Origin of the sequence: Pseudovibrio sp. Ad13 (genome assembly GCF_001623225.1) — a bacterium.
In the GTDB taxonomy this organism is placed as follows: domain Bacteria; phylum Pseudomonadota; class Alphaproteobacteria; order Rhizobiales; family Stappiaceae; genus Pseudovibrio.
Window position 1 is genome coordinate 68,420 of record NZ_LMCC01000004.1, and the last position, 20,634, is coordinate 89,053.

Here is a 20,634-nt window from a genome sequence, read left to right on the forward strand (position 1 = left end):
CAGCATTGAAGGCATAAATGAAAAGACCTGTTTAAGGTTACTGAAGGATTAAAAGGTTTCCAGTCCCGTTTACTTTGAATGAATATTGGTGATTTTTCGCGATGATTATCGCGCTTATTCGCCGTTCATTTGGGCGACTAGATCCTTGGGCAATCTGCGTGGTTTCCCGTCCGCAGAAATAGCCACAGCAGTCACACGCGCCTTGATCAAAACTTCGTCACCACGCATAACTCTCTGGCTTATAAACATTCGGACACCCTTCACCTCACTGATATCCGTATGAACTTCAAGCACATCATCGATTCGTGCAGGCTTGAGAAAATCAATATCCATATGGCGAACAGCAAACGCCAGACGCTCCCCATGCATGCCTGAATCCAGTTCATGATGATGCACACCGCGCATACGCAGCAGCTCAGTGCGGCCACGCTCCATGAACTTCAGATAAGCCGCGTGATAGACGACGCCGGAAAAGTCGGTGTCCTCGTAATACACACGCACAGGCAAAATATGTTCGTTGCCGTCAACTCGCCCTGTCAGATCGGGCCAATTTGCCTCAGTTTTTTTGGTGTTCATATCTGCAGGTCAGTCTTCATCGTGTTGAAAAAGAGCCATCTGAGGTGCATTCGGGTTGTCCGGCACCGCCAAACCAAGGTGTTTGAAAGCGATTGGCGTCAAAATTCGGCCACGCGGTGTCCGTTGTAGGTAGCCATTCTGGATAAGATACGGCTCAACAATCTCTTCAATCGCATCCCGCGGCTCAGAAAGAGCCGCTGCAATCGTCTCGATTCCAACAGGGCCGCCACCAAAGTTCAGCGCAATCTGCTTCAGATAACGCCGATCGAGGCTGTCAAAGCCAGCACTGTCCACTTCCAGCTGCCGCAAAGCCCGGTCAGCAAGCCCACTGTCAATCTCAGCATCCCCGGCAACAATCGCAAAGTCCCGCACACGGCGTAACAAACGTCCTGCAATACGCGGTGTCCCGCGGGAGCGCTTGGCAATCTCTCGTGCACCAGCATCACTCATGCCGATTCCCAAGAGCCGCGCACCGCGCTTTACAATCAGCTCCAGCTCTTCCGGAGTATAAAACTCAAGTCGAACAGGAATGCCAAACCGGTCACGCAACGGCGTCGTCAGCAAGCCAATACGGGTCGTTGCGGCCACCAAAGTAAACTTGGCAAGGTCAATCTTCACAGACCGCGCAGCTGGCCCTTCACCAATGATGAGGTCGAGCTGGTAATCCTCCATCGCCGGATACAACACCTCTTCAACCGCAGGGTTGAGACGGTGGATCTCGTCAATGAACAAAACATCCCGGTCTTCCAGATTGGTCAACAGCGCAGCTAGATCACCCGCTTTTGCGATCACGGGACCAGACGTTGCCCGGAAGTTCACACCAAGTTCACGCGCCATAATCTGCGCCAGCGTTGTCTTGCCAAGGCCCGGAGGCCCAACAAACAACACATGGTCCAGCGCTTCGCTCCGTGCTTTCGCCGCTCCAATGAAAACCTTCAGGTTTTCACGAGCCTGCGCCTGTCCGGTAAAGTCATCCAGCGTTTGCGGACGCGTTCCGCTGTCAATCTCGTCGCCCCGAATTTCAGGAGTAACAAGGCGATCCTCACCCTCATTCATTACGCAAGTTCCTTAAGGCCGAGGCGAATAAGTTTTTCAGCGCTCGCATCTTCACCTGCTGTTTTTACAGCAGCCGCCACAGCGGCTGAAGCCTGAGCAGGCTGATAACCGAGATTGGAAAGAGCCGAGACAGCATCTGCCACAGGCCGGGACGCCACATTTTCCGCAACGCTTTGGGAAACAGCAATGGTGTCATCTTCAACAGAGGCAAAGGCAGGCGCTTTGTCTTTCAGCTCTGTCACGATACGCTCAGCAACGCGCTTGCCAACACCCGGCGCCCGTGTGATCGCAGTCTTATCGCCCAGCGCAATCGCGTTCGCCACTTCTGTCGCGCGCATGATGCCTAAAATGCCCAGCGCAACCTTTGCCCCAACACCCTGAACGGTCATGAGAATGCGGAACCATTCACGCTCATTGTCCTCGGAAAAACCGAAGAGCTTGATCATATCCTCACGGACCATGGTCTCAATGGCCAGCACAGCAGCTTCGCCGACACGCGGCAATTGTTGCAACACGCGAGAAGGGCAATGCACCTGATAACAAACACCCTGCACATCCAGCAGTACAAAATCATCGCCGTAACTGTCGACGACACCCTTGAGTTTCCCGATCATTTCAAACGCGCCTCCGCTGCGGCCAGACGGCCCGTTACACTACCCCGGTGATGACTATGGCAGATCGCAATCGCCAGTGCATCCGCCGCGTCGTCCGAATTAAACGTCGCCTTCGGCATCAACACCTTCACCATCATACGGATTTGCTCTTTTTCCGCATGCCCGGTTCCCACCACGGTCTTTTTCACCAGGTTCGGAGCATATTCTGAAACCACGAGATTGTGCAGAGATGGCACAAGCAGAGCGATCCCCCTCGCCTGCCCCAGCTTAAGCGTAGCTCCGGCATCCTTGTTCACAAACGTATTCTCAACCGCAGCCTCAGAAGGATCATAGCGTTCAATCACTTCTTGCAAGCCAGTGTACAACTGCTTGAGCCGTTCTGCGAGGGAGTACTTGCTGTTGGATTGTATCGTACCGCTTCCAATGAAGCTGACGCGATTACCTTTGGCATCAATAATGCCCCAACCAGTGTTCCTGAGGCCAGGGTCAACACCCATGATTCGAATTGAATGATCCATAGAACAAACCGGTAACGAAAAATCTCCGAAGACGCTAGCCGGTAACCTCAACCAATCGCTTAATCCGTTAAAATTCAGGAGTAATCCACGCGTTCCTGCAAATCCTGCAGGTAAGGACCCGGTATGATTGAAGCATTGTCTGCACACTCCGCCTTGCAGTTGTGTCTGGTGGCTGGAGCCATCCTTTTGGCAGGTTTGATGCGTGGATTTGCCGGGTTTGGCTCAGGTATGGTCTGGATCCCCCTCGCTGCCCTGGTCATCGGCCCAAAACTCGCTGCCGCCACACTTCTCATCCTCGACACCGTCATCGCACTGCCACTCATTTTCCCGGCAACCAAGTTGTGCCGATGGAAAAGCGTCGTGCCTGCCGCCATTGGAGCGATCCTAGCTGTCTCTGTCGGCGCATGGATCCTCGCCAACGCACCACCATTTATTCTGCACTGGGGCATATCCATCGTAGTGCTCGCGCTGCTGGCCGTCCTCATGTCCAACTGGACCTATTCAGAGGAACCCAGCCGCAAGCAGAACCTCGGTGTCGGGGCACTCTCCGGCCTGCTTGGCGGCTTCAGCCAGATGCCATCCATCCCCATCTACACACTTTGGGCAACCGGCCCCCATCCACAAAACGTAATCCGCGCTAACATGATCGTGTTTATCGCGATAGCTGACGTCTCCGCGTATGCCTCCTACGCTTACAACGGCCTTTTCACAAAAGAACTCATACCGGTCCTGATCATCGCCGGCCCAATCTATCTGGGCTGTCTTATGTTTGGTGCGAAAGCCTTCAAAAGCGCACCACCTACGTATTTCAAATGGGCGGCAAAAGGCATCATCTTCCTCGCTGCTGTCGTTTCCCTGCCATTCTTCCACGACCTCTAACCATACCTGCCTCACTCAATTTCCCGCAGTTTCACAAGGCTAAAGGGCAAATTGCGATGTCCTCCAGAGGGTAATTGAGAAATTCTCGACAATTCCTCCAATTGTCCCGATTGGAGGAAGGCACCTTCGTAACTTATAGTCCGCACAACTAGGAAGCCTAAAACCGACCTTCTCAGCAGAGGCATATATGCTCCCAGACGTCGCAGGACTAGAATCCCCGGCCTTCTTGATGGTGTGCGCAACTATAGCGCTCGCTGGGTTGACCCGTGGGTTTGCGGGCTTCGGAGCCGCGATGATCTACATGCCCATCGCCTCCGCCATTATGGAGCCAAAGCTGGCCGCCGCCTCCCTTCTCATGGTCGATGCAACAATCTCACTCCCCATGGTGGTCTCAGCCACCAAAATCTGCGACTGGAGAACCGTCCTTCCAGCAGCAGGAGGGGCAGTGATCACCGTATCTATCGGCGCATGGGTACTCACGAATGCCGATCCCTACGTTTTGCGCTGGGTTCTGTCCGGAGTGGTCCTCCTCCTGCAAATCATTTTGATTTCGGGATGGCGTTACACCAAGGCACCCAACAAGCGCACCTCCTTTGGGGTTGGCGCAGTTTCCGGCCTGCTCGGTGGCATGACACAACAGGCTGGCCCGCCGGTCATCACCTATTGGATGTCTGGCCCCCTACCCGTCAGCGTCATTCGCGCCAACCTGATCACCTACTTCTTCTTCACCAGTTTCGGCTCATTTGCAGCGTTCTGGTGGAATGGCCTGATCACACAGGAGCTGCTGCTCCTCTCACTCCTGATCTGCCCGGCATACGGCCTGAGCATCTATTTGGGAGCCAAAGGCTTCTCACTATCAAGCGGTCGCTCGTACCGCGCACTCGCTTATTCACTCATCTTGGGAGCCGCCATCACAAGCATGCCAATTTTGGATGGAATTCTCAGATGATCTAAGACAATACACACACGTTGAAAACGGCCAAGAGAAGCCTCAGGCAACCAACACAGCTTGCGAAACAAAGAAAAACAACTTAGTTTCCGCAATAATATCCCTATAAACAGACGAAAAAACCAGATTTATGCCAAAATCATCGCTCGACAAGATTGACCTAGAAATCCTGAAGAATCTTCAGGAGGACGGTCGCCTAACCAACGTAGAGTTGGCAGGTAAAGTTGCCCTATCCCCATCCCCATGCCTGCGCCGCGTCAAAAACCTCGAAGACAGCGGCGTGATCAACGGCTATCAGGCATCCGTGAACCGCAAGACTGTTGGTCTTGGCATGACGGTCTTTGTTGAAATGCGCGTAGGCAAACAAAGCAAAGCGCAGATCATGTCGATCATCGAGCGCGTCACCTCTCAGCCAGAGGTCGTATCTTGTCATCTGGTCTCAGGTCAGTCTGATATCCTTGCTGAGATCGTTGTCCCAACGCTGGAAGCCTACGACGTCTTCCTCTCTGACTTCCTGATGTCACTGGACGGTGTCGAGGATGTGCGCTCCAACTTTGCAATCCGCACACTCAAGGCAAACGGCGCATTGCCACTGCAGCATTTGGAATCCATCATCGACGATGATTAATCAATCAGGAGGCGTCCTCGTTCTTACCTGAGCCGGTAACGATCTGCGCCATACTGACAAGCTCGGAAATCCTGTCCTGAAGGAAGTTGCTGTTTTGAGCGATGAGCAGCATCTGCCTTTGATAAAGGCAAAACAAGTATGCACCAATACAAAGCCCCAATCCGATAAAGGAGAGGGGCTGCCCGAGCAAAGCAAGGCCGATGTAGAGCAAAGGTGGGAATACAGTCACAGTGACTGAACACAGGGATACCCACCATTCTCCCTTATGAAAACCATTGATCGGCATGGTTAGAATAGCAGCTGTCGCAATCAGACAGCGCTCTTTCATTGTCCGGGCAATGTTCACCGCCTGCCGCAGATACAGCGCTGTCAGTAGACCAGCCACCGTCAGCACATACGGCGCACTGAGCACACAAAAGCCGTAGACCCGCGCCACCAATGGCGCCCTCTCCTCCCAAACACCGGAAGGCGTTTCCAGCACGGCACCAAGAACCAGCAGAGCGGCATAAGCAATCGCCAGCAAATGCAGCCGCCATGCTGAGCCGATAGCATGCTCAATCACGCGAACCTTGTCGTTTTCCTCACTCACGAACCTGCCTCAACCCTGATCATAGTCGCAAAAAGGTTTCACAGAGCCCCAACGAAGCCAACTCCATTGAAATCAGGGGCACCCTCACAAAACAAGCACGTAACAAAAAAGGCGGCACGCAAAACGTACCGCCTTTAGAGAACTTAATCAGAAAACAGGCTTAGCCGAGCTTTGCCATGATTTCCTCTGAGATGTCGAAGTTAGAGAAGACGTTCTGCACGTCATCATCATCTTCCAACGCATCCATCAGCTTCATGATGGTGCCAGCTTTCTCTTCGTTCACTTCTACAAGATTCTGCGGCTTCCAGATGATCTTTACAGACTCAGCTTCGCACAGCGCTTCTTCCAGCGCCTTGGAAACGTCGGAGAGATCCTCGAAGGCACAGATAATGGTGTGGCCGTCTTCATCGCTCTCAACGTCATCAGCACCGGCTTCAATGCCAGCTTCCATGACGGTGTCCGCATCACCAGCTTCAGGCTTGTAAACAAGCTCGCCAACACGATCGAACATGAAAGAAACAGAACCGGTTTCTCCCATGGATCCACCGTATTTGGTGAAGTAGGAACGCACATTTGCAGCAGAGCGGTTTTTGTTGTCAGTCAGGACTTCAACAATAATCGCGGTACCACCCGGGCCATAACCCTCATAGCGAATCTCGGTATAGTCAGCACCCTCACCAGCCTGAGACTTTGCGATCGCGCGGGCAATGTTGTCCTTCGGCATGGACTGGGCCTTCGCGTTCTGCACAGCAAGGCGCAGGCGAGGGTTTTTGTCCGGGTCAGGATCACCCATCTTCGCAGCAACGGTAATCTCTTTGGAAAAGCGCGAGAACAGTTTGGAACGTACAGCATCCTGACGTCCCTTGCGGTGCATGATATTTTTGAATTTTGAATGTCCGGCCATAGGTCTTCCCGGCTTGTGTTTGCAAATAAAACTTATAGCTCAAAGGAGCGCTCACCAAGCCGCTGATAGCTTGGACAGCGCTCTCCCCGACACGTATGTCGCCAAAACGTCGAGCAAATTTGATGAAAGCTTATAAGACGCTTACACGACAAAATCCAGAGCAAGAAACCGCGAGAGAGCTCCCAACCTTCCTCTTCCCTACCAATCAGCGTGTAAGCATGACGTTTATTCAGGCTCAGCCGTTTGCTGCGATTGGCCAAAATGGTGGGATAATCTGCGACAAACGCCCGCCAATCCGTACCGGAGAGACATGCTTGGCCAGACCCGTGCGGTCATCCGTCTCAACAGCAACACCACAAACCGTTGCTTCACCCAATGCAGGTGTAAAACGGCTGCCATTCACTTTGCGCAGGAAGCGGTTGACCGGTTCTTCCTTATCCATACCCAAAACAGAATCATAATCGCCACACATACCCGCATCGGACATATAAGCCGTACCACCCACCAGAACCTGATGATCAGCAGTTGGAACATGCGTATGGGTGCCAACAACCAGAGAGGCACGTCCATCACAGAAATGCCCCATCGCCTGCTTTTCACTGGTCGCTTCGGCGTGCATATCAATAATGATCGCATCAGCCATTGCGCCCAGTGGGCAGTCAGCCAGAATTTTGTCGATAGCAGCAAACGGACAATCCAGCGCATCCATGTAAACACGGCCCATCACATTCACTACCAGCACGTCAGCACCGTTTTTGGCACGGTAAAGGTTTGCGCCCTTACCCGGTGTACCTGATGGATAGTTTGCAGGGCGCAGCAAGCGGTTCTGACGCTCAATGTAAACAAGCGTATCGCGCTGATCCCAAATGTGGTTGCCAGTGGTAACAACGTCAGCACCAGCATCCAGCACATTTTCAAGAATTTCTTCGGTGATACCAAAGCCTGCTGCGGAGTTTTCGCCGTTCACAACGACAAAATCCAATTGGTTGTCTTCAACAAGTTGAGGCAGTTCATCAGTCGCAGCGTTGCGACCAGCGCGCCCAACAAGATCCCCAAGAAACAGCAGCTGCATCTATACACCCTTTCAGACGTATCCCCGAAATGCTCAGCTGGCTTTCTATCAGGACACGCACAAAACAAACCGTAGAACATGACGCGTAACTGCATTTAAACGCGAGACATGCCCTGCCACGTATTCCAGACCTAAGGCTTTATAATGAAAGAATACGCGCACATCATTTGGACCAAAGCAGACCCGTCAGCTCTCGAGCATTTCATGCAAATCGCAGAAGGCCCAGTGCCTGACAAATCACTCTAATCACCAGCTTTCAGAAGCCCATGATCTGTCAGGATTCCATCCAATTGACGATCATGCGGTTCCATCGGAACCTCTTCTACCTCTTGAACCGCAAATGCAACCCCAATCGCAGTGAGATCGGTAAGTTTTTCCAGATCACTCAATGCACGGTCGTAAAAACCTTTGCCATATCCGATCCGGTTGCAATGCCTGTCAAACGCTGACAATGGCACCAACACCACGTTGGGGTGCACAACCTCTGCCTCAGGTCCCGGTGCCATACTACCAAAACCCGCCGGTTCCAGCGGCCCGCCCTTATCCAAACGGCGAAACTCAAGATCATCACCAATGACAACAGGAAGGCACAACGAACAGCCACTCTTCGCCAGCGCATCCATCAGCGGACGTGGATCAACCTCATCCCGAATAGGCCAGAACCCGGCAACAACCGATCCCGTTTCCACCCCAAGCTCACCAGCATACCCAACAAGATCAAGCGACCGCTCAATCCGCTCTACTGGCGATAGAGTTGCCCGCGCAGCAAGTCCTGCTTTGCGGACTTCACGCTTGGCCAGCTTGCACTCATCATTCTCGATGTCTTGGGATGTCAACACGCACCTCACTTCTATTGAATGGCGCATTTCCGAAAGGATTGGATCACTTATCGGAACACAATACGCATGAACGACGCGCATTATGATGCAGCCTGCGAAAAATCGCAAAGCAAGAGAGCATCACTGAAATGAGAGAGGAAAACAAAAAGATAAGAGCGCGCCACAACAGCCGTTGGAGAGTGTGCAATCCCGGAGAACCTACTATGTAGGTGGGCGCCGTGTCCCCAAGCCCACGAGCGAGGGAAGGAACAGCTCCCAAAGGAATGCGTAAGGCCCCGGGGATATGTGTCTCCTGACGAACCGCGCAGCAACGCAATGGGTGATATAGGCCAGAGCGAATAAAATTACCAGCCCCTCGGATCCAACCTTCCCATTAAATCAAGCGTAACCCACTGTCATAAACAAGTATCGCCAGCCCGTATGCGGGTAATTTTTCAAGACTATTAACTCGATTACCGAGAACCCTTCATAACGCCAGGGCATGTTCGGCAGCTTCTTCATAGTTTCCGCGTAAATATGGGCCCTTGAAGAGGAAGACGGACTTAAAGGCCCTTGGGACTTATCGAGAGGAAGGAAAGTTGAATGTCAAACAATGCATTTGCAGGCGTTCAGAAGCTCGGGCAATCCTTGATGCTGCCAATTGCAGTGCTGCCGGTCGCAGCGATCCTCCTGCGCATTGGACAAGCCGACCTTCTTAATCTTCCCTTCGTTGCCTCTGCTGGGAGTGCAATTTTCGCCAATCTGGGCATGCTGTTTGCTGTAGGTATCGCAGTCGGCTTTGCCAAAGGGAACCACGGCGCAGCAGCTCTGGCAGGTTTGGTCGGCTTCCTCGTTGCACAACAAGGCGCTGTTGAACTGGCAGGGCTCAGTCCAGAACAAGCTCTCAAGATGGAAGGCCGTATTGCAGTCCCGGTCGGGATCATCATGGGTATTACGGCAGGCCTGCTCTACAACAAGTTCCGGGATATCAAACTTCCCGATTACCTCGCCTTTTTTGGAGGCCGCCGCTTTGTACCCATCGTAACCGGCGTCGCCGCGCTGCTCGTTGCCGCCCTCTTCGGATATGGCTGGCTCTGGTTCGACAGGGCTTTAATCTCCCTCACAAACACAATTACGCATATGGGTGATGTGGGCTTGTTCCTCTATGGCGCTTTGAACCGACTGCTGATCGTCACAGGCCTTCATCACATCCTGAACAACATCGCCTGGTTCATTCTGGGCGATTATATCACCGCCTCAGGAGATGTTGTCACCGGCGATCTGAACCGCTTTTTCGCAGGAGATCCAACCGCCGGAGCCTACATGGCCGGCTTTTTCCCAGTCATGATGTTTGGGCTGCCCGCCGCATGCCTTGCCATGTACCATTGCTCAAAGCCAGAAAATCGCAAAGTCGTAGGAGGCATATTGCTCTCCATGGCGCTCACGTCATTTTTGACCGGCATAACTGAGCCGATCGAGTTTGCCTTTATGTTCCTGGCCCCTGCACTTTACGTGATCCACGCAATCCTCACAGGCGTCTCGATGGTTGTCATGAACGTGCTGGGTGTGAAGCTGGGCTTTGGTTTCTCAGCAGGTTTGTTCGACTACCTGATCAACTACGGCATCTCCACAAAACCGCTCCTGCTAATCCCGGTTGGAGCTGCATTCTTCGCCATCTACTACTTTCTGTTCGTAGCAACCATTAAGCTTTTTGATCTGAAGACCATGGGTCGTGAAACTGAAAAAGCGGCTGAAACAGCGGACAACCCAACCGCAACAAACAGCAAAGCGCATGCTTATCTGGAAGCCTTGGGTGGCTCAGCCAATCTTTTGGAAATAGATGCCTGCGCAACCCGGTTGCGCCTGAAAGTGGTAGATAGTGATGCCATAAATGAAGCGGTTTTGAAGCAACTCGGCGTTCACGGAGTCATCAAACCTGCTGCTGGCTCAGTCCAGGTGGTTGTTGGCCCAATAGCGGACCAACTGGCAGGCGAGATAAAGGAAGAAACAAAAAAGTCTTAAGCGGCGCTTTCGTCTTCGCGCAGCTCGCTGTCCATATCAGTGCTCAGCTGCTCAATCTTGTCTGCGCTTTCCAGCAGGCGCGCAACAATTCTGGCTTCTTTCTCACGATACTCTTGTTCGAGCTCTTCAATGCGGCTCAGATAACGCTGCTCTTGCGCAGCCAGGCGCCCTTCAACAGAAGCCTCAGCCTTTCCGAGTTCTTCGATACGCCCTTCAGCAGCGCGCAATTTCCGCTCAACTTCGGCAAGGTGATCCGTCACCATGATGCCCGCCATCACGGTTAAGCGCTGATCGCCAATCTCACCAAAATTCTCTCTCAGGCTACTGATGCTGTCGTCAAAACGCTGAGCAAGACCGAGAAGCCGTTCTTCCTCACCATCATCACACGCCATGCGAAAGCTGCGATCATTGATTGTAACTGTAATCTGCGCCATTGATCTTAGCTCTCCTGTCCGTCGAGAACAGTACGAATGGATTCCATGGCAGCAACAAGGCGGCGGGAAACATCTTTGTTGACATCTTCAAGTCGCGAACCACGCGCCTCGGCCTGATCAAGCTTTGATGCCAGCTGTGTTCGATCCTCACCAATTCTCTGCAAGTCGTTTTCTAACGCATCAAGGGTCTTGTCACGGGACGTCCTGCGATGAAGCGCCCCTTCAAGCTTCGTGATGGAGGCAGTAATACGATCCAGCGCATGATCCAGATCTTGCCCACTATCCATCTTCACCTCTGACATCTACCTGTATCCGTACTCACCAAAACATCAGTCACCATTGGGAGATGGCAACCCGACCTAATCCCGTCTAGGGAAGCGGAAGACAATTATCCATTAGCTGGAGGGAATCGTCGAGCTTTATTCACATAATATCTTAGGAATATGCGAGAACCATCTCATTTATCAGTGATTACAGAACTTACAAACGCCTTCGACTCGAAAAATTACCCCACGCAACATTCGTGAACAAAACACAAGCTCCGCCACCATAAAAATCTAATGAACACGCATTTTACGCTAAGCAAATTCACTCATTAAAGAGACCTTGGCAACATAACTTATGTTGACAAATGCTATTCAAATTTCAAAAGCGCTCAACTTACGCAATAAACGGCACCAGAAGAGCTCAGTTTCATTGACTCAACTTTCTGACCTGCTATGTCTCCTTCCGTTATTCGTTCGTGGACAACTGCCAATTCGCATTAGTCTGGGGCAAAGACTATGGCACCTGTCATCGAATTTACACTAGCTATTAGTAAAGAACCGGCTGCCCTGCCGGGTCGACAGCGGGAATAAGATGACCGATCTCGAAAAGCACTCTCGCATGGCGAATGCGATACGCTTTCTTTCAATGGACGCCGTTGAAAAAGCAAAATCTGGGCACCCTGGACTTCCAATGGGTGCAGCCGATATCGCAACGGTCCTGTTTTCCAAGTTTCTGAAGTTTGATCCGAACTCCCCGAAATGGGCAGACCGTGATCGCTTTGTGCTCTCCGCAGGGCACGGATCCATGCTGCTGTATTCCACACTCTATCTGCTGGGATACGAAGACTTCTCCATTGAACAGCTTCAGCAGTTCCGCCAGCTCGGCGCACGGACATGCGGCCACCCGGAATACGGTCATGGCGCAGGCATCGAGACCACCACCGGTCCTCTCGGACAGGGCCTTGGCAACGCAGTTGGCATGGCAATCGCTGAGCGTCTGCAGGAAGAGCGTTTCGGCAAAGATCTCGTAAACCACTACACCTACGTTCTCGCAGGTGATGGTTGCTTGATGGAAGGTATCTCTCAGGAATCTATTTCTTTGGCAGGCCACCTCAAGCTGAACAAATTGATCCTCATCTGGGACGACAACGGCATCACCATTGATGGTTCCGTAGATCTGTCAGACAGCACCGATCAGATCGCACGCTTCAAGGCATCCGGCTGGAACACCATCTCCATCGATGGTCATGATCCGGAAGAAATCGAAGCAGCGTTGACTGAAGCTCGCAAGAGCGACAAGCCAACAATGATTGCGGCGAAAACCACAATCGGCTTCGGGTCTCCAAACAAATCCGGCACCAACAAAGTGCACGGTGCTCCTCTGGGCGCTGAAGAAATTGCAGCAACCCGCGAAGCTCTTGGCTGGTCTGCTGAGCCGTTTGAAGTACCAAGCGACGTTCTTGATGCATGGCGCATCGCAGGTCTGCGTTCCGCAAACGCTCGTAAAGAGTGGGAACAGCGCTTCAACGAAGCAAACCCTGAGCAGCGTGGCGAGTTTGAACGCCGTTGCCGTGGCGACCTGCCATCCGGCTTCGACGCAGCAATCGACGCCTACAAGAAAGAGCTTGCAGACACCCAGCCAAAAATGGCGACCCGTAAGGCGTCCCAGGCTGTTCTGAAAGTGATTACAGGTGCTGTGCCAGAAACCATCGGCGGCTCTGCTGACCTGACTGGTTCCAACAACACCAACACCGAACATACACCACCAGTCACTCCGGACGACTTCTCCGGCCGCTTCATTCACTGGGGCATCCGTGAGCACGGCATGGCTGCAGCAATGAACGGTATGGCCCTGCACGGCGGAGTTATCCCCTACTCTGGTGGCTTCCTGATCTTCTCCGATTACTGCCGTCCGTCTCTGCGTCTGGCAGCCCTGATGAAGCAGCGCGTCATTCACGTAATGACTCACGACTCCATCGGTTTGGGTGAAGATGGCCCAACACACCAGCCTGTGGAGCACTTCGCGGCTCTACGTTGTATCCCAGATCTGCAGTTCTTCCGCCCAGCGGACATCACTGAGACCCTGGAATGCTGGCAGTTGGCAATGAAAGCCGCTGATAATCCAAGCGTTTTGGCTCTGACCCGTCAGAACCTGCCGTCCCTTCGTCCTCACTACGAAAGCGAAAACCTGTGTGCCAAAGGCGCATACATCATCGCTGATTGTGAAGAAGAAGCGACCGTTACTCTGTTCGCAACCGGCTCCGAAGTTGAGATCGCAGTCGATGCGAAAAAAGAGCTCGACGGCAAGGGTATTGCGACCCGTGTGGTCTCCGTCCCTAGCTTCGAACTCTTTGAGCAACAATCTGACGCATATAAGAATGCCATCATTGGTGGTAGTCCGGTGAAGATCGCTGTGGAAGCGGGCGTTCGTATGGGTTGGGATCGCTTTGTCGGTTCTGATGGTGGTTTCGTAGGCATGTCAGGATTTGGTGCCTCCGCCCCTTACCAGGAGCTCTATGAGCATTTCGGGATTACTGCCGATGCAGTGGTCCAAGAGGCAGAAAAGCGCCTTGGCGATAGCGATAACGCCTAAAGCTGACTAAATGAAGCTTCTGGCTCCTCTCAGCCGGAGGCCTCTCAGAAGACGGCCGGCAAGAGCTGGCAGAATATATAAAACGAGGGCGTTTTTTAAGGCGCCGTACCGAAAGAGGTTCTTAAATGGCAGTCAAGGTAGCCATCAATGGCTTTGGTCGCATTGGTCGTAATGTTCTCCGTGCAATCATTGAATCCGGTCGTACCGACATTGAAGTTGTAGCAATTAACGACCTCGGCCCGGTTGAAACGAACGCACACCTGCTGCAGTTTGACTCCGTACACGGCAAGTTCCCTGCAAAAGTGACCGTAGACGGCGACACAATCGATTGTGGTCGTGGTCCAATCAAAGTAACTGCTATCCGTGATCCTAAAGAATTGCCTTGGGGTGAAATGGGTATCGATGTTGCGTTGGAGTGCACTGGCATCTTCACCGCAAAAGAAAAAGCTTCCCTGCATCTGGAAGCTGGCGCAAAGCGCGTTCTGGTTTCTGCTCCTGCAGCAGGCGCTGACAAAACAATCGTTTACGGCGTAAACCACGACACCCTGACTTCTGAAGATCTGGTTGTTTCCAACGCATCTTGCACCACCAACTGTCTGTCTCCGGTAGCTTACGTTCTGGACAATCTGGTTGGCATAGAAAAAGGCTTCATGACCACCGTTCACTCTTACACCGGTGATCAGCCTACTCTCGACACAATGCACAAGGATCTGTACCGCGGCCGCGCAGCAGCTCTTTCCATGATCCCAACCTCCACAGGTGCTGCTAAGGCTGTTGGCCTGGTTCTGCCTGAACTGGCTGGTAAACTGGACGGCGTTGCAATCCGCGTACCTACTCCAAACGTTTCGGTTGTTGACCTGACCTTCATCGCGAAGAAAGAAACTTCCGTAGAAGAAATCAACGCAGCAATCAAAGCAGCGGCTGAAGGCGAACTGAAGGGCGTTCTTGGTTACACCGAAGTGCCAAACGTTTCTTGCGACTTCAACCACGACCCACACTCTTCCATCTTCCACATGGACCAGACCAAGGTCATGGAAGGCACAATGGTTCGTATCCTCACCTGGTACGACAACGAGTGGGGCTTCTCCAACCGCATGGCGGACACCGCTGTTGCGATGGCAAAGCTCATCTAATCAGAAAAGGGCCGCTTTTAAGCGGCCCTTTTTTCTCACATATACCAGTGCGGAGTGATCCAATCCCTGAGCCGCACCATTCAGTGCGAATACTCCCATAGATTTGATCACGAACTCCGCAAAGTCTTTCTGTAGGTAAGTCGACCAGTATAAGGTCACAGACAGAAATTCCGGAGATTTTTATGTCTTTCAAAACTCTTAGCGATGCCGAACTTTCCGGCAAACGTGTTCTGGTCCGCGTAGACCTCAACGTCCCGATGAAGGATGGCATCGTTACCGACGCCACCCGTATTGAGCGTGTCCTGCCAACCATCCGCGAAATCTCCGAGGCTGGCGGCAAAGTCATCCTTCTCGCACACTTTGGCCGTCCAAAAGGCAAAGTAGTCGAAGAGATGAGCCTCGCACCTGTTGCTGGCCCTGTTGCAGACCTGCTTGGCAAGCCAGTTGCTTTCGCTAAAGATTGCACCGGTGACGTAGCCAAAGCTGCTGTTGACGCAATGGCTGACGGCGACGTTCTGCTTCTGGAAAACACCCGCTTCTATGCTGGTGAAGAAAAGAACGATCCAGAATTTGCAAAAGCACTGGCTGCAAACGGCGATCTGTATGTAAACGATGCATTCTCAGCAGCACACCGCGCGCACGGTTCCACCGAAGGCATTGCAAAGCTGCTTCCTGCATTCGCAGGCCGTACCATGCAGGCAGAGCTGGAAGCACTCGGTTCCGCACTTTCCACGCCTGAGCGTCCGGTTCTGGCAGTTGTTGGCGGCGCAAAGGTTTCCTCCAAGATCGACCTGCTCGAAAACCTCGTGTCTAAAGTAGACATCCTGGTCATCGGCGGCGGCATGGCGAACATCTTCCTCGCGGCTAAAGGCGTGAACGTTGGCAAATCCCTGTGCGAGCACGATCTGGCTGACACAGCAATCCGCATCATGGCGGCAGCTGAAAAAGCAAATTGCGAAATCGTTCTGCCAACAGATGCTGTTGTTGCATGGGAATTTGCAGCCAACACCAAGAACGAAACTGTTGCTCTCGATGCAATCCCAGCAGACGCAATGATGCTCGACGTTGGCGCAGCTTCCATCGAAGTTGTGAAGGCGAAAATCGACACCGCGAAGACCCTCGTTTGGAACGGTCCTCTCGGCGCATTCGAAATCGCACCATTCGACAAAGCAACTGTTGCAGCAGCACAGCATGCAGCAGCACGCACCAAAGAAGGCAAGCTGAAAACTGTTGCTGGTGGCGGTGACACCGTTGCAGCCCTCAACCACGCAAAAGCAAGTGAAGATTTCTCTTACATCTCCACTGCTGGCGGTGCATTCCTTGAGTGGCTGGAAGGCAAAGCACTACCTGGCGTTGTTGCTTTGGAAGCATAAGACAGTTAGTTCTTACATTATTCTGGATTGAGGGGCCTTTTTGGTCCCTCTTTTCGTTTTATTCTCGCTTTTGCCTAGAATTTGACACAGCCTCTTGAAAAAGAGATCAAGACGCTGTTTAGAACTTATCCCAATGAATGGGCCAGAGGCTTGACGTAGGTTACACTACCGCCATGATCTCTTTTTACTGGAATTTTATCAGGAGCAACCTCAGTGCATCCGCGTCTGTATCTTGTCACACCGCCAACCTTTGACCTCGACGAATTCGAAGGACAACTCAATCAAGCTTTGGAAGGTGGCGACATTGCGAGCCTGCTGATCTCCATGCCGGACGCAAACGAAAGCGACCTGCAGGCGGCTGCAAAGCGTCTGGTGCCACTGGCACAGGCCAAAGAAGTTGCTGTTCTGATTGAAAACAACACCCAAATCATGGGTCGCTCCGGCGCAGATGGCCTGCACGTTTCCGGTTCTGACAAGGATCTGGAAGAAGCCATGCAGTCCTTCTCGGAAGACCGCATCATCGGCCACGCTGGCATCAAAACACGCCACGAAGCAATGACTGTTGCTTCTATGGGCGTCGATTACATGTTCTTCGGCCTGCTTTCACTCAATCAGGAAGAAGAGCCACATCGCAAATCACTGGACTACGGGCACTGGTGGTCTGAAGTGTTCGAAACGCCATGCGTCGTTCTGGCGGGCACCTCAGTTTCCTCAGTTGACACAGCAGCCCAAACTGGCGCTGAATTCGTAGCAGTACGTGAAGCTGTCTGGAATCACCCTGAAGGGCCCAAAGCAGCTGTTGAGCAGGCCAATGCAATCCTCTCAACACACACACTGGCGGAAGCTGAGGACTGATATCTTGAAGTTGTCTGGTTCTATCAAACTCGTAACTGTCGCAGCTGTGACCGGTCTGCTCGGCTTACAGGGCATGGCTGTTGCACAAACAACTCCGAGCGGTGGAACCACACCTCAAGGCGCAAGAACTGTTGATCCGTATAATCCAAACGGATCAATCCTGCTGCCCTCCCCTCTTTCAAAAGCACCATTCATTCCGCAGGTTTCACCAACGCCGGAGACCATAAAAGGCGATCCGGCCTATGGTGCATTCCAGCGTGGGTGGTATCTGACAGCTCTAGCACTTGCAACCCGTCAGGCAGAAGCTGGCATCACCAGCTCCAAGACTCTGCTCGGTGTACTTTACGAATCCGGCAGAGGTATCCCTCAGGATCTACCGTTGGCCGCAAGCTGGTATGAACTCGCCTCAAATGATGGCGACCCGCAAGCAGCATTGCGCCTCGGCCTACTCTATCTGGCAGGTGCCGGCACAACAGCTGACAAGGACAAGGCAGCCCAGCAACTGGAAAAAGCTGCTGCTGTCAACATCCCCGAAGCACTCTACAATCTCGCCCTCCTTCACCAGGAAGGCAAAGTCCGCTCGAATGATCCCAAGCAAATCAAAGACCTGCTGGAACGCGCATCAGAAACCGGTGATGCCGACGCTATGCTGGAACTTGGCATCTACCTGAAGGATGGCCCGGAGGAAATCCGCGATCCACTGCGCGCGGCCTTCTGGATGGGCCGAGCCGCCCGCCGCGGACTGGTCCCTGCGCAGATTTACTACGCAACCCTGCTGTTCAAAGGCGAAGGCCTTGTCCCAAATGAGACTGAAGCGGCAGACTGGTTTGAGCGCGCAGCAACCAAAGGCAACCCAATCGCCATGAACCGCCTCGCCCGCATCTATGCCAATGGCCGCGGTCGACCGGTTGATCTGATTGAAGCCTCTGCCTGGCAGTTCCACGCAGGCCGTCAAGGCATCTTGGACAGTGAGTTGGAAGCTATTTCCAATTCTCTTTCTCTGGAACAGCAAGAGCAAGCCAGCAAACGTGCGGCAGAAATTGGAATAAAAATCGGTGCCTCTCCAGTTCTCCAGCCTGCTCGCTAACGCTTAACTACAATCCTCTTTATGAAAAACCGACGAATTTTTATGTAAAATTATCTCCAGTCAAAGTATAGAAGGACAGGTAGACTCCAACACACACCACCCTCAACTTAACAACACTCAGCTTCGCGCAACGTCAGGCGATTAAAATACTCTGGCACTTTAATCGCAAAAGAAAACCCATGAAGCAAATAAGTATATTCATCAGTCGCTTGGCACTAGCCTTAGGTATTGGTGTAATTTCATTTCTGACATTTGGTGAAATGGTCAGAACTGGCTTACTTGATATTGGCGCTACCACCGCAATAGCTGGGCTGGGCAAGGTGGCGACTTTCGTTCTCAGCGTCGTCTTTGTTGAACAGATTACCAAGCGCAGAAGCGATAAAAAGCCCTAAGGTTGTCCGCACTAACCTTGTGGATATGCACCGGAATGTAGGTTCACGGTGAGCATCCGCTCTTTTTCCTTGAAAATCGCGCGAAATTATGTTGCACAGACCTCCAGACAGGCTGCGATCCTAGGCCCAGCGCCAATCCGTGCCAGCCTTTGCTAAAGCATATCCCTGACAAGGACCAACCGGACCTCAGATCAGGATACGCATGAAAACAAAAGTTAAGAATGTGGCGCGTCAATACAAGTGAACGCGACATACTCTGAACTTATCAAACTGATTGGTAGTTCTATGAAACTCAATGGCAACGAAATTAAGCCGGGCCACGTGCTTATGCACCAGGACACACTTTGGGCTGCGGTTAAAGTTCAGCACGTGAAGCCAGGCAAAGGCGGCGCATTCGCTCAGGTCGAAATGAAAAACCTGCTCGACGGTCGCAAACTGAACGAACGCTTCCGCGCAACTGAGTCCGTTGAGCGTGTTCGCCTTGAGCAGAAAGACTTCCAGTTCCTCTATGAAGAAGGCGACATGCTGGTATTCATGGATAACGAAACATATGAGCAGCTCGAACTCCAGAAGGAATTCGTTGGTGAGCGCGCAGCATTCCTGCAGGACGGCATGACCGTCACTGTTGAACTGCACGAAGAAAAGCCAATCGGCATTTCTCTCCCAACCCACGTCACTCTGGAAATCGTAGAAGCTGACGCAGTTGTAAAAGGCCAGACCCAGTCTTCCTCTTACAAACCAGCAGTTCTGGAAAACGGCGTACGTTGTATGGTGCCTCCATTCATCACCTCCGGTGAGAAGATCATTGTAGACACCGACTCCGTTGAATACGTTCGTCGCGCAGAGAAATAATCTTAAAGCAATAAAGATGAGGCAGCATACGGTTGCCTCATTACCCATTCAGGAACGGTGAATAAAAAATGGCACGTACGGCCCTTTTAAACGTAATGGTTCAGGCTGCGACAAAAGCTGGTCGCTCTCTGGCACGGGACTTCGGCGAAATTGAAAACCTGCAAGTATCCCGCAAGGGCCCAGGTGACTTTGTCTCCCAGGCAGATCACAAAGCAGAAAAAATCGTTCGTGAAGACCTTCAAAAAGCACGCCCAACCTACGGCCTGCTGATGGAAGAATCCGGCGAGATCGAAGGTACAGACGGTCAGCACCGCTGGATCGTTGACCCGCTCGACGGCACAACAAACTTCCTCCATGGTATTCCGATCTTTGGTGTTTCCATCGCTCTGGAACGCGCTGGTCAGATCGTTGCAGCCGTGATCTACAACCCGATCATGGACGAACTGTACACTGCAGAAAAAGGCTCCGGCGCATTCTGTAATGACCGCCGCCTCCGCGTTGCAGCACGTAAAGACATGACCGACTGCCTGATCGGCACCGGCATTCCATTCATCGGCGTTGGCGACCATGGCCGCGCGCTGAAAGAAATTCGTCACGTGATGGGCGAAGTTGCAGGTATCCGCCGCGCTGGTGCAGCTGCACTGGACCTGGCATGGGTTGCTTCCGGTCGTCTCGATGCATTCTGGGAAAACGGTCTGCATCCTTGGGACATGGCAGCAGGCGTTCTGCTGGTGCGTGAAGCTGGTGGTTTCGTGTCCGACGCCAACGGCAAAGATGACATGTTCGAAACCCGCTCCATCATCGCAGGCAACGAGTTCACACACCTCCAGATGCGTGAACTGCTGGCAAAAGCCAAGGCCTAAGAACTAGACCGCTTAGCCAATACAAATTCCAAAAGGCAGCTTGCTCCGGGCCACTCCGGCAAGCTGCCTTTTTTGTTGGTCTCTAGAGCGTATCTCCGAAAAGGGGGGCCGGATTTCGAATAAGAATACGCATTCAATAAAGAGTTAGGGCATGATGCATG

Annotated in this window: 22 protein-coding genes and 1 other RNA gene; 12 read left to right on the forward strand and 11 right to left on the reverse strand. The window is 52.5% G+C overall.

The genetic code is table 11. The features are described 5' to 3' along the window. Positions 1-114: 114 nt before the first annotated feature. From ybgC to ruvC, 4 genes are read right to left on the reverse strand one after another with little or no spacing between them, the layout of a single operon-like run. Complete coding sequence (ybgC, locus tag PsAD13_RS04995; RefSeq protein ID WP_063302749.1) at positions 115-576, reverse strand: tol-pal system-associated acyl-CoA thioesterase; 462 nt, start codon at positions 574-576, stop codon at positions 115-117. 9 nt (positions 577-585) lie between these two features. After that, positions 586-1,632, reverse strand: a complete 1,047-nt coding sequence (gene ruvB / locus PsAD13_RS05000; RefSeq protein ID WP_063290221.1) for a Holliday junction branch migration DNA helicase RuvB — start codon at positions 1,630-1,632, stop codon at positions 586-588. Further along, complete coding sequence (ruvA, locus tag PsAD13_RS05005) at positions 1,632-2,246, reverse strand: Holliday junction branch migration protein RuvA (RefSeq protein WP_057461983.1); 615 nt, start codon at positions 2,244-2,246, stop codon at positions 1,632-1,634. Before ruvA ends, ruvB begins: the two co-directional genes overlap by 1 nt. After that, on the reverse strand, positions 2,243-2,764 hold the full coding sequence (gene ruvC / locus PsAD13_RS05010; protein WP_082827053.1) for a crossover junction endodeoxyribonuclease RuvC: 522 nt from the start codon (positions 2,762-2,764) through the stop codon (positions 2,243-2,245). Before ruvC ends, ruvA begins: the two co-directional genes overlap by 4 nt. A 123-nt stretch (positions 2,765-2,887) precedes the next feature. Here ruvC and PsAD13_RS05015 point away from each other — a divergent pair, with 123 nt between their 5' ends. The 3 genes from PsAD13_RS05015 to PsAD13_RS05025 all read left to right on the forward strand — a co-directional run bounded on the left by PsAD13_RS05015 (position 2,888) and on the right by PsAD13_RS05025 (position 5,220). Beyond that, positions 2,888-3,643, forward strand: a complete 756-nt coding sequence (locus tag PsAD13_RS05015; protein WP_063301075.1) for a sulfite exporter TauE/SafE family protein — start codon at positions 2,888-2,890, stop codon at positions 3,641-3,643. Positions 3,644-3,830: 187 nt separating this feature from the next. Then, on the forward strand, positions 3,831-4,592 hold the full coding sequence (locus PsAD13_RS05020; RefSeq protein WP_208986442.1) for a sulfite exporter TauE/SafE family protein: 762 nt from the start codon (positions 3,831-3,833) through the stop codon (positions 4,590-4,592). Positions 4,593-4,722: 130 nt separating this feature from the next. After that, positions 4,723-5,220, forward strand: coding sequence for an Lrp/AsnC family transcriptional regulator (locus PsAD13_RS05025; RefSeq protein WP_057461985.1), 498 nt, complete (start codon positions 4,723-4,725; stop codon positions 5,218-5,220). A 4-nt stretch (positions 5,221-5,224) separates the two neighbouring features. Here PsAD13_RS05025 and PsAD13_RS05030 read toward each other — a convergent pair whose 3' ends face one another. The 5 genes from PsAD13_RS05030 to ssrS form a co-directional block, all read right to left on the reverse strand. Further along, a complete protein-coding gene (locus PsAD13_RS05030) occupies positions 5,225-5,809 on the reverse strand; it encodes a hypothetical protein (protein ID WP_063317461.1) in 585 nt (194 codons plus the stop codon). 160 nt (positions 5,810-5,969) lie between these two features. Beyond that, a complete protein-coding gene (locus PsAD13_RS05035; RefSeq protein ID WP_057461987.1) occupies positions 5,970-6,713 on the reverse strand; it encodes a YebC/PmpR family DNA-binding transcriptional regulator in 744 nt (247 codons plus the stop codon). A 235-nt stretch (positions 6,714-6,948) separates the two neighbouring features. Beyond that, the gene (locus PsAD13_RS05040) at positions 6,949-7,785 is read right to left on the reverse strand and encodes a TIGR00282 family metallophosphoesterase (protein WP_063317462.1); all 837 of its coding nucleotides are present in this window, start codon (positions 7,783-7,785) and stop codon (positions 6,949-6,951) included. Positions 7,786-8,027: 242 nt separating this feature from the next. Beyond that, the gene (locus PsAD13_RS05045; protein ID WP_063317463.1) at positions 8,028-8,621 is read right to left on the reverse strand and encodes a 5-formyltetrahydrofolate cyclo-ligase; all 594 of its coding nucleotides are present in this window, start codon (positions 8,619-8,621) and stop codon (positions 8,028-8,030) included. A 157-nt stretch (positions 8,622-8,778) separates the two neighbouring features. Further along, positions 8,779-8,938, reverse strand: a non-coding RNA gene (gene ssrS / locus PsAD13_RS05050) — 6S RNA. A 268-nt stretch (positions 8,939-9,206) separates the two neighbouring features. Between ssrS and nagE the strand changes: the two genes are divergently transcribed. Continuing rightward, entirely contained in the window at positions 9,207-10,625 is a 1,419-nt protein-coding gene (gene nagE / locus PsAD13_RS05055; protein WP_063317464.1) for an N-acetylglucosamine-specific PTS transporter subunit IIBC, read from the forward strand. Here nagE and PsAD13_RS27540 read toward each other — a convergent pair. Both PsAD13_RS27540 and PsAD13_RS05065 read right to left on the reverse strand, forming a co-directional pair. Continuing rightward, positions 10,622-11,059 (reverse strand): cell division protein ZapA, encoded by a 438-nt coding sequence (locus PsAD13_RS27540; protein WP_063317465.1) that lies wholly within the window; start codon positions 11,057-11,059, stop codon positions 10,622-10,624. The two genes, nagE and PsAD13_RS27540, sit on opposite strands and share 4 nt — an antisense overlap. Before the next feature lie 5 nt (positions 11,060-11,064). Beyond that, complete coding sequence (locus tag PsAD13_RS05065; RefSeq protein ID WP_063298475.1) at positions 11,065-11,361, reverse strand: DUF4164 domain-containing protein; 297 nt, start codon at positions 11,359-11,361, stop codon at positions 11,065-11,067. Between the two features lie 556 nt (positions 11,362-11,917). Here PsAD13_RS05065 and tkt point away from each other — a divergent pair. The 8 genes from tkt (at position 11,918) to PsAD13_RS05105 (ending at position 20,473) form a co-directional block, all read left to right on the forward strand. Continuing rightward, positions 11,918-13,918 carry a transketolase gene (tkt, locus tag PsAD13_RS05070; protein WP_063317466.1) on the forward strand — a complete coding sequence of 667 codons (2,001 nt, stop codon included), beginning with the start codon at positions 11,918-11,920 and terminating at the stop codon, positions 13,916-13,918. Positions 13,919-14,043: 125 nt separating this feature from the next. Beyond that, on the forward strand, positions 14,044-15,051 hold the full coding sequence (gene gap, locus PsAD13_RS05075; protein ID WP_063317467.1) for a type I glyceraldehyde-3-phosphate dehydrogenase: 1,008 nt from the start codon (positions 14,044-14,046) through the stop codon (positions 15,049-15,051). A 182-nt stretch (positions 15,052-15,233) separates the two neighbouring features. After that, positions 15,234-16,424 (forward strand): phosphoglycerate kinase, encoded by a 1,191-nt coding sequence (locus tag PsAD13_RS05080; RefSeq protein WP_063317468.1) that lies wholly within the window; start codon positions 15,234-15,236, stop codon positions 16,422-16,424. Between the two features lie 213 nt (positions 16,425-16,637). Beyond that, complete coding sequence (locus tag PsAD13_RS05085) at positions 16,638-17,279, forward strand: thiamine phosphate synthase (protein WP_063317469.1); 642 nt, start codon at positions 16,638-16,640, stop codon at positions 17,277-17,279. A 4-nt stretch (positions 17,280-17,283) separates the two neighbouring features. Next, complete coding sequence (locus tag PsAD13_RS05090; protein ID WP_208986443.1) at positions 17,284-18,366, forward strand: tetratricopeptide repeat protein; 1,083 nt, start codon at positions 17,284-17,286, stop codon at positions 18,364-18,366. 179 nt (positions 18,367-18,545) lie between these two features. Next, positions 18,546-18,758: a hypothetical protein gene (locus PsAD13_RS28030; RefSeq protein ID WP_208980557.1), complete on the forward strand. Its 213-nt coding sequence runs from the start codon at positions 18,546-18,548 to the stop codon at positions 18,756-18,758. 285 nt (positions 18,759-19,043) lie between these two features. Then, positions 19,044-19,610 carry an elongation factor P gene (efp, locus tag PsAD13_RS05100; RefSeq protein ID WP_057462058.1) on the forward strand — a complete coding sequence of 189 codons (567 nt, stop codon included), beginning with the start codon at positions 19,044-19,046 and terminating at the stop codon, positions 19,608-19,610. Between the two features lie 68 nt (positions 19,611-19,678). Then, a complete protein-coding gene (locus PsAD13_RS05105) occupies positions 19,679-20,473 on the forward strand; it encodes an inositol monophosphatase family protein (RefSeq protein WP_063308181.1) in 795 nt (264 codons plus the stop codon). Positions 20,474-20,634 lie beyond the last annotated feature (161 nt).

Bases quoted from the DNA above. Each gene is read 5' to 3' on its own strand.
- ybgC (WP_063302749.1), bottom strand. From the start codon at position 576: ATGAACACCAAAAAAACTGAGGCAAATTGGCCCGATCTGACAGGGCGA.
- ruvB (WP_063290221.1), bottom strand. From the start codon at position 1,632: ATGAATGAGGGTGAGGATCGCCTTGTTACTCCTGAAATTCGGGGCGAC.
- ruvA (WP_057461983.1), bottom strand. From the start codon at position 2,246: ATGATCGGGAAACTCAAGGGTGTCGTCGACAGTTACGGCGATGATTTT.
- ruvC (WP_082827053.1), bottom strand. From the start codon at position 2,764: ATGGATCATTCAATTCGAATCATGGGTGTTGACCCTGGCCTCAGGAAC.
- PsAD13_RS05015 (WP_063301075.1), top strand. From the start codon at position 2,888: ATGATTGAAGCATTGTCTGCACACTCCGCCTTGCAGTTGTGTCTGGTG.
- PsAD13_RS05020 (WP_208986442.1), top strand. From the start codon at position 3,831: ATGCTCCCAGACGTCGCAGGACTAGAATCCCCGGCCTTCTTGATGGTG.
- PsAD13_RS05025 (WP_057461985.1), top strand. From the start codon at position 4,723: ATGCCAAAATCATCGCTCGACAAGATTGACCTAGAAATCCTGAAGAAT.
- PsAD13_RS05035 (WP_057461987.1), bottom strand. From the start codon at position 6,713: ATGGCCGGACATTCAAAATTCAAAAATATCATGCACCGCAAGGGACGT.
- PsAD13_RS05040 (WP_063317462.1), bottom strand. From the start codon at position 7,785: ATGCAGCTGCTGTTTCTTGGGGATCTTGTTGGGCGCGCTGGTCGCAAC.
- nagE (WP_063317464.1), top strand. From the start codon at position 9,207: ATGTCAAACAATGCATTTGCAGGCGTTCAGAAGCTCGGGCAATCCTTG.
- PsAD13_RS27540 (WP_063317465.1), bottom strand. From the start codon at position 11,059: ATGGCGCAGATTACAGTTACAATCAATGATCGCAGCTTTCGCATGGCG.
- PsAD13_RS05065 (WP_063298475.1), bottom strand. From the start codon at position 11,361: ATGTCAGAGGTGAAGATGGATAGTGGGCAAGATCTGGATCATGCGCTG.
- tkt (WP_063317466.1), top strand. From the start codon at position 11,918: ATGACCGATCTCGAAAAGCACTCTCGCATGGCGAATGCGATACGCTTT.
- gap (WP_063317467.1), top strand. From the start codon at position 14,044: ATGGCAGTCAAGGTAGCCATCAATGGCTTTGGTCGCATTGGTCGTAAT.
- PsAD13_RS05080 (WP_063317468.1), top strand. From the start codon at position 15,234: ATGTCTTTCAAAACTCTTAGCGATGCCGAACTTTCCGGCAAACGTGTT.
- PsAD13_RS28030 (WP_208980557.1), top strand. From the start codon at position 18,546: ATGAAGCAAATAAGTATATTCATCAGTCGCTTGGCACTAGCCTTAGGT.
- efp (WP_057462058.1), top strand. From the start codon at position 19,044: ATGAAACTCAATGGCAACGAAATTAAGCCGGGCCACGTGCTTATGCAC.
- PsAD13_RS05105 (WP_063308181.1), top strand. From the start codon at position 19,679: ATGGCACGTACGGCCCTTTTAAACGTAATGGTTCAGGCTGCGACAAAA.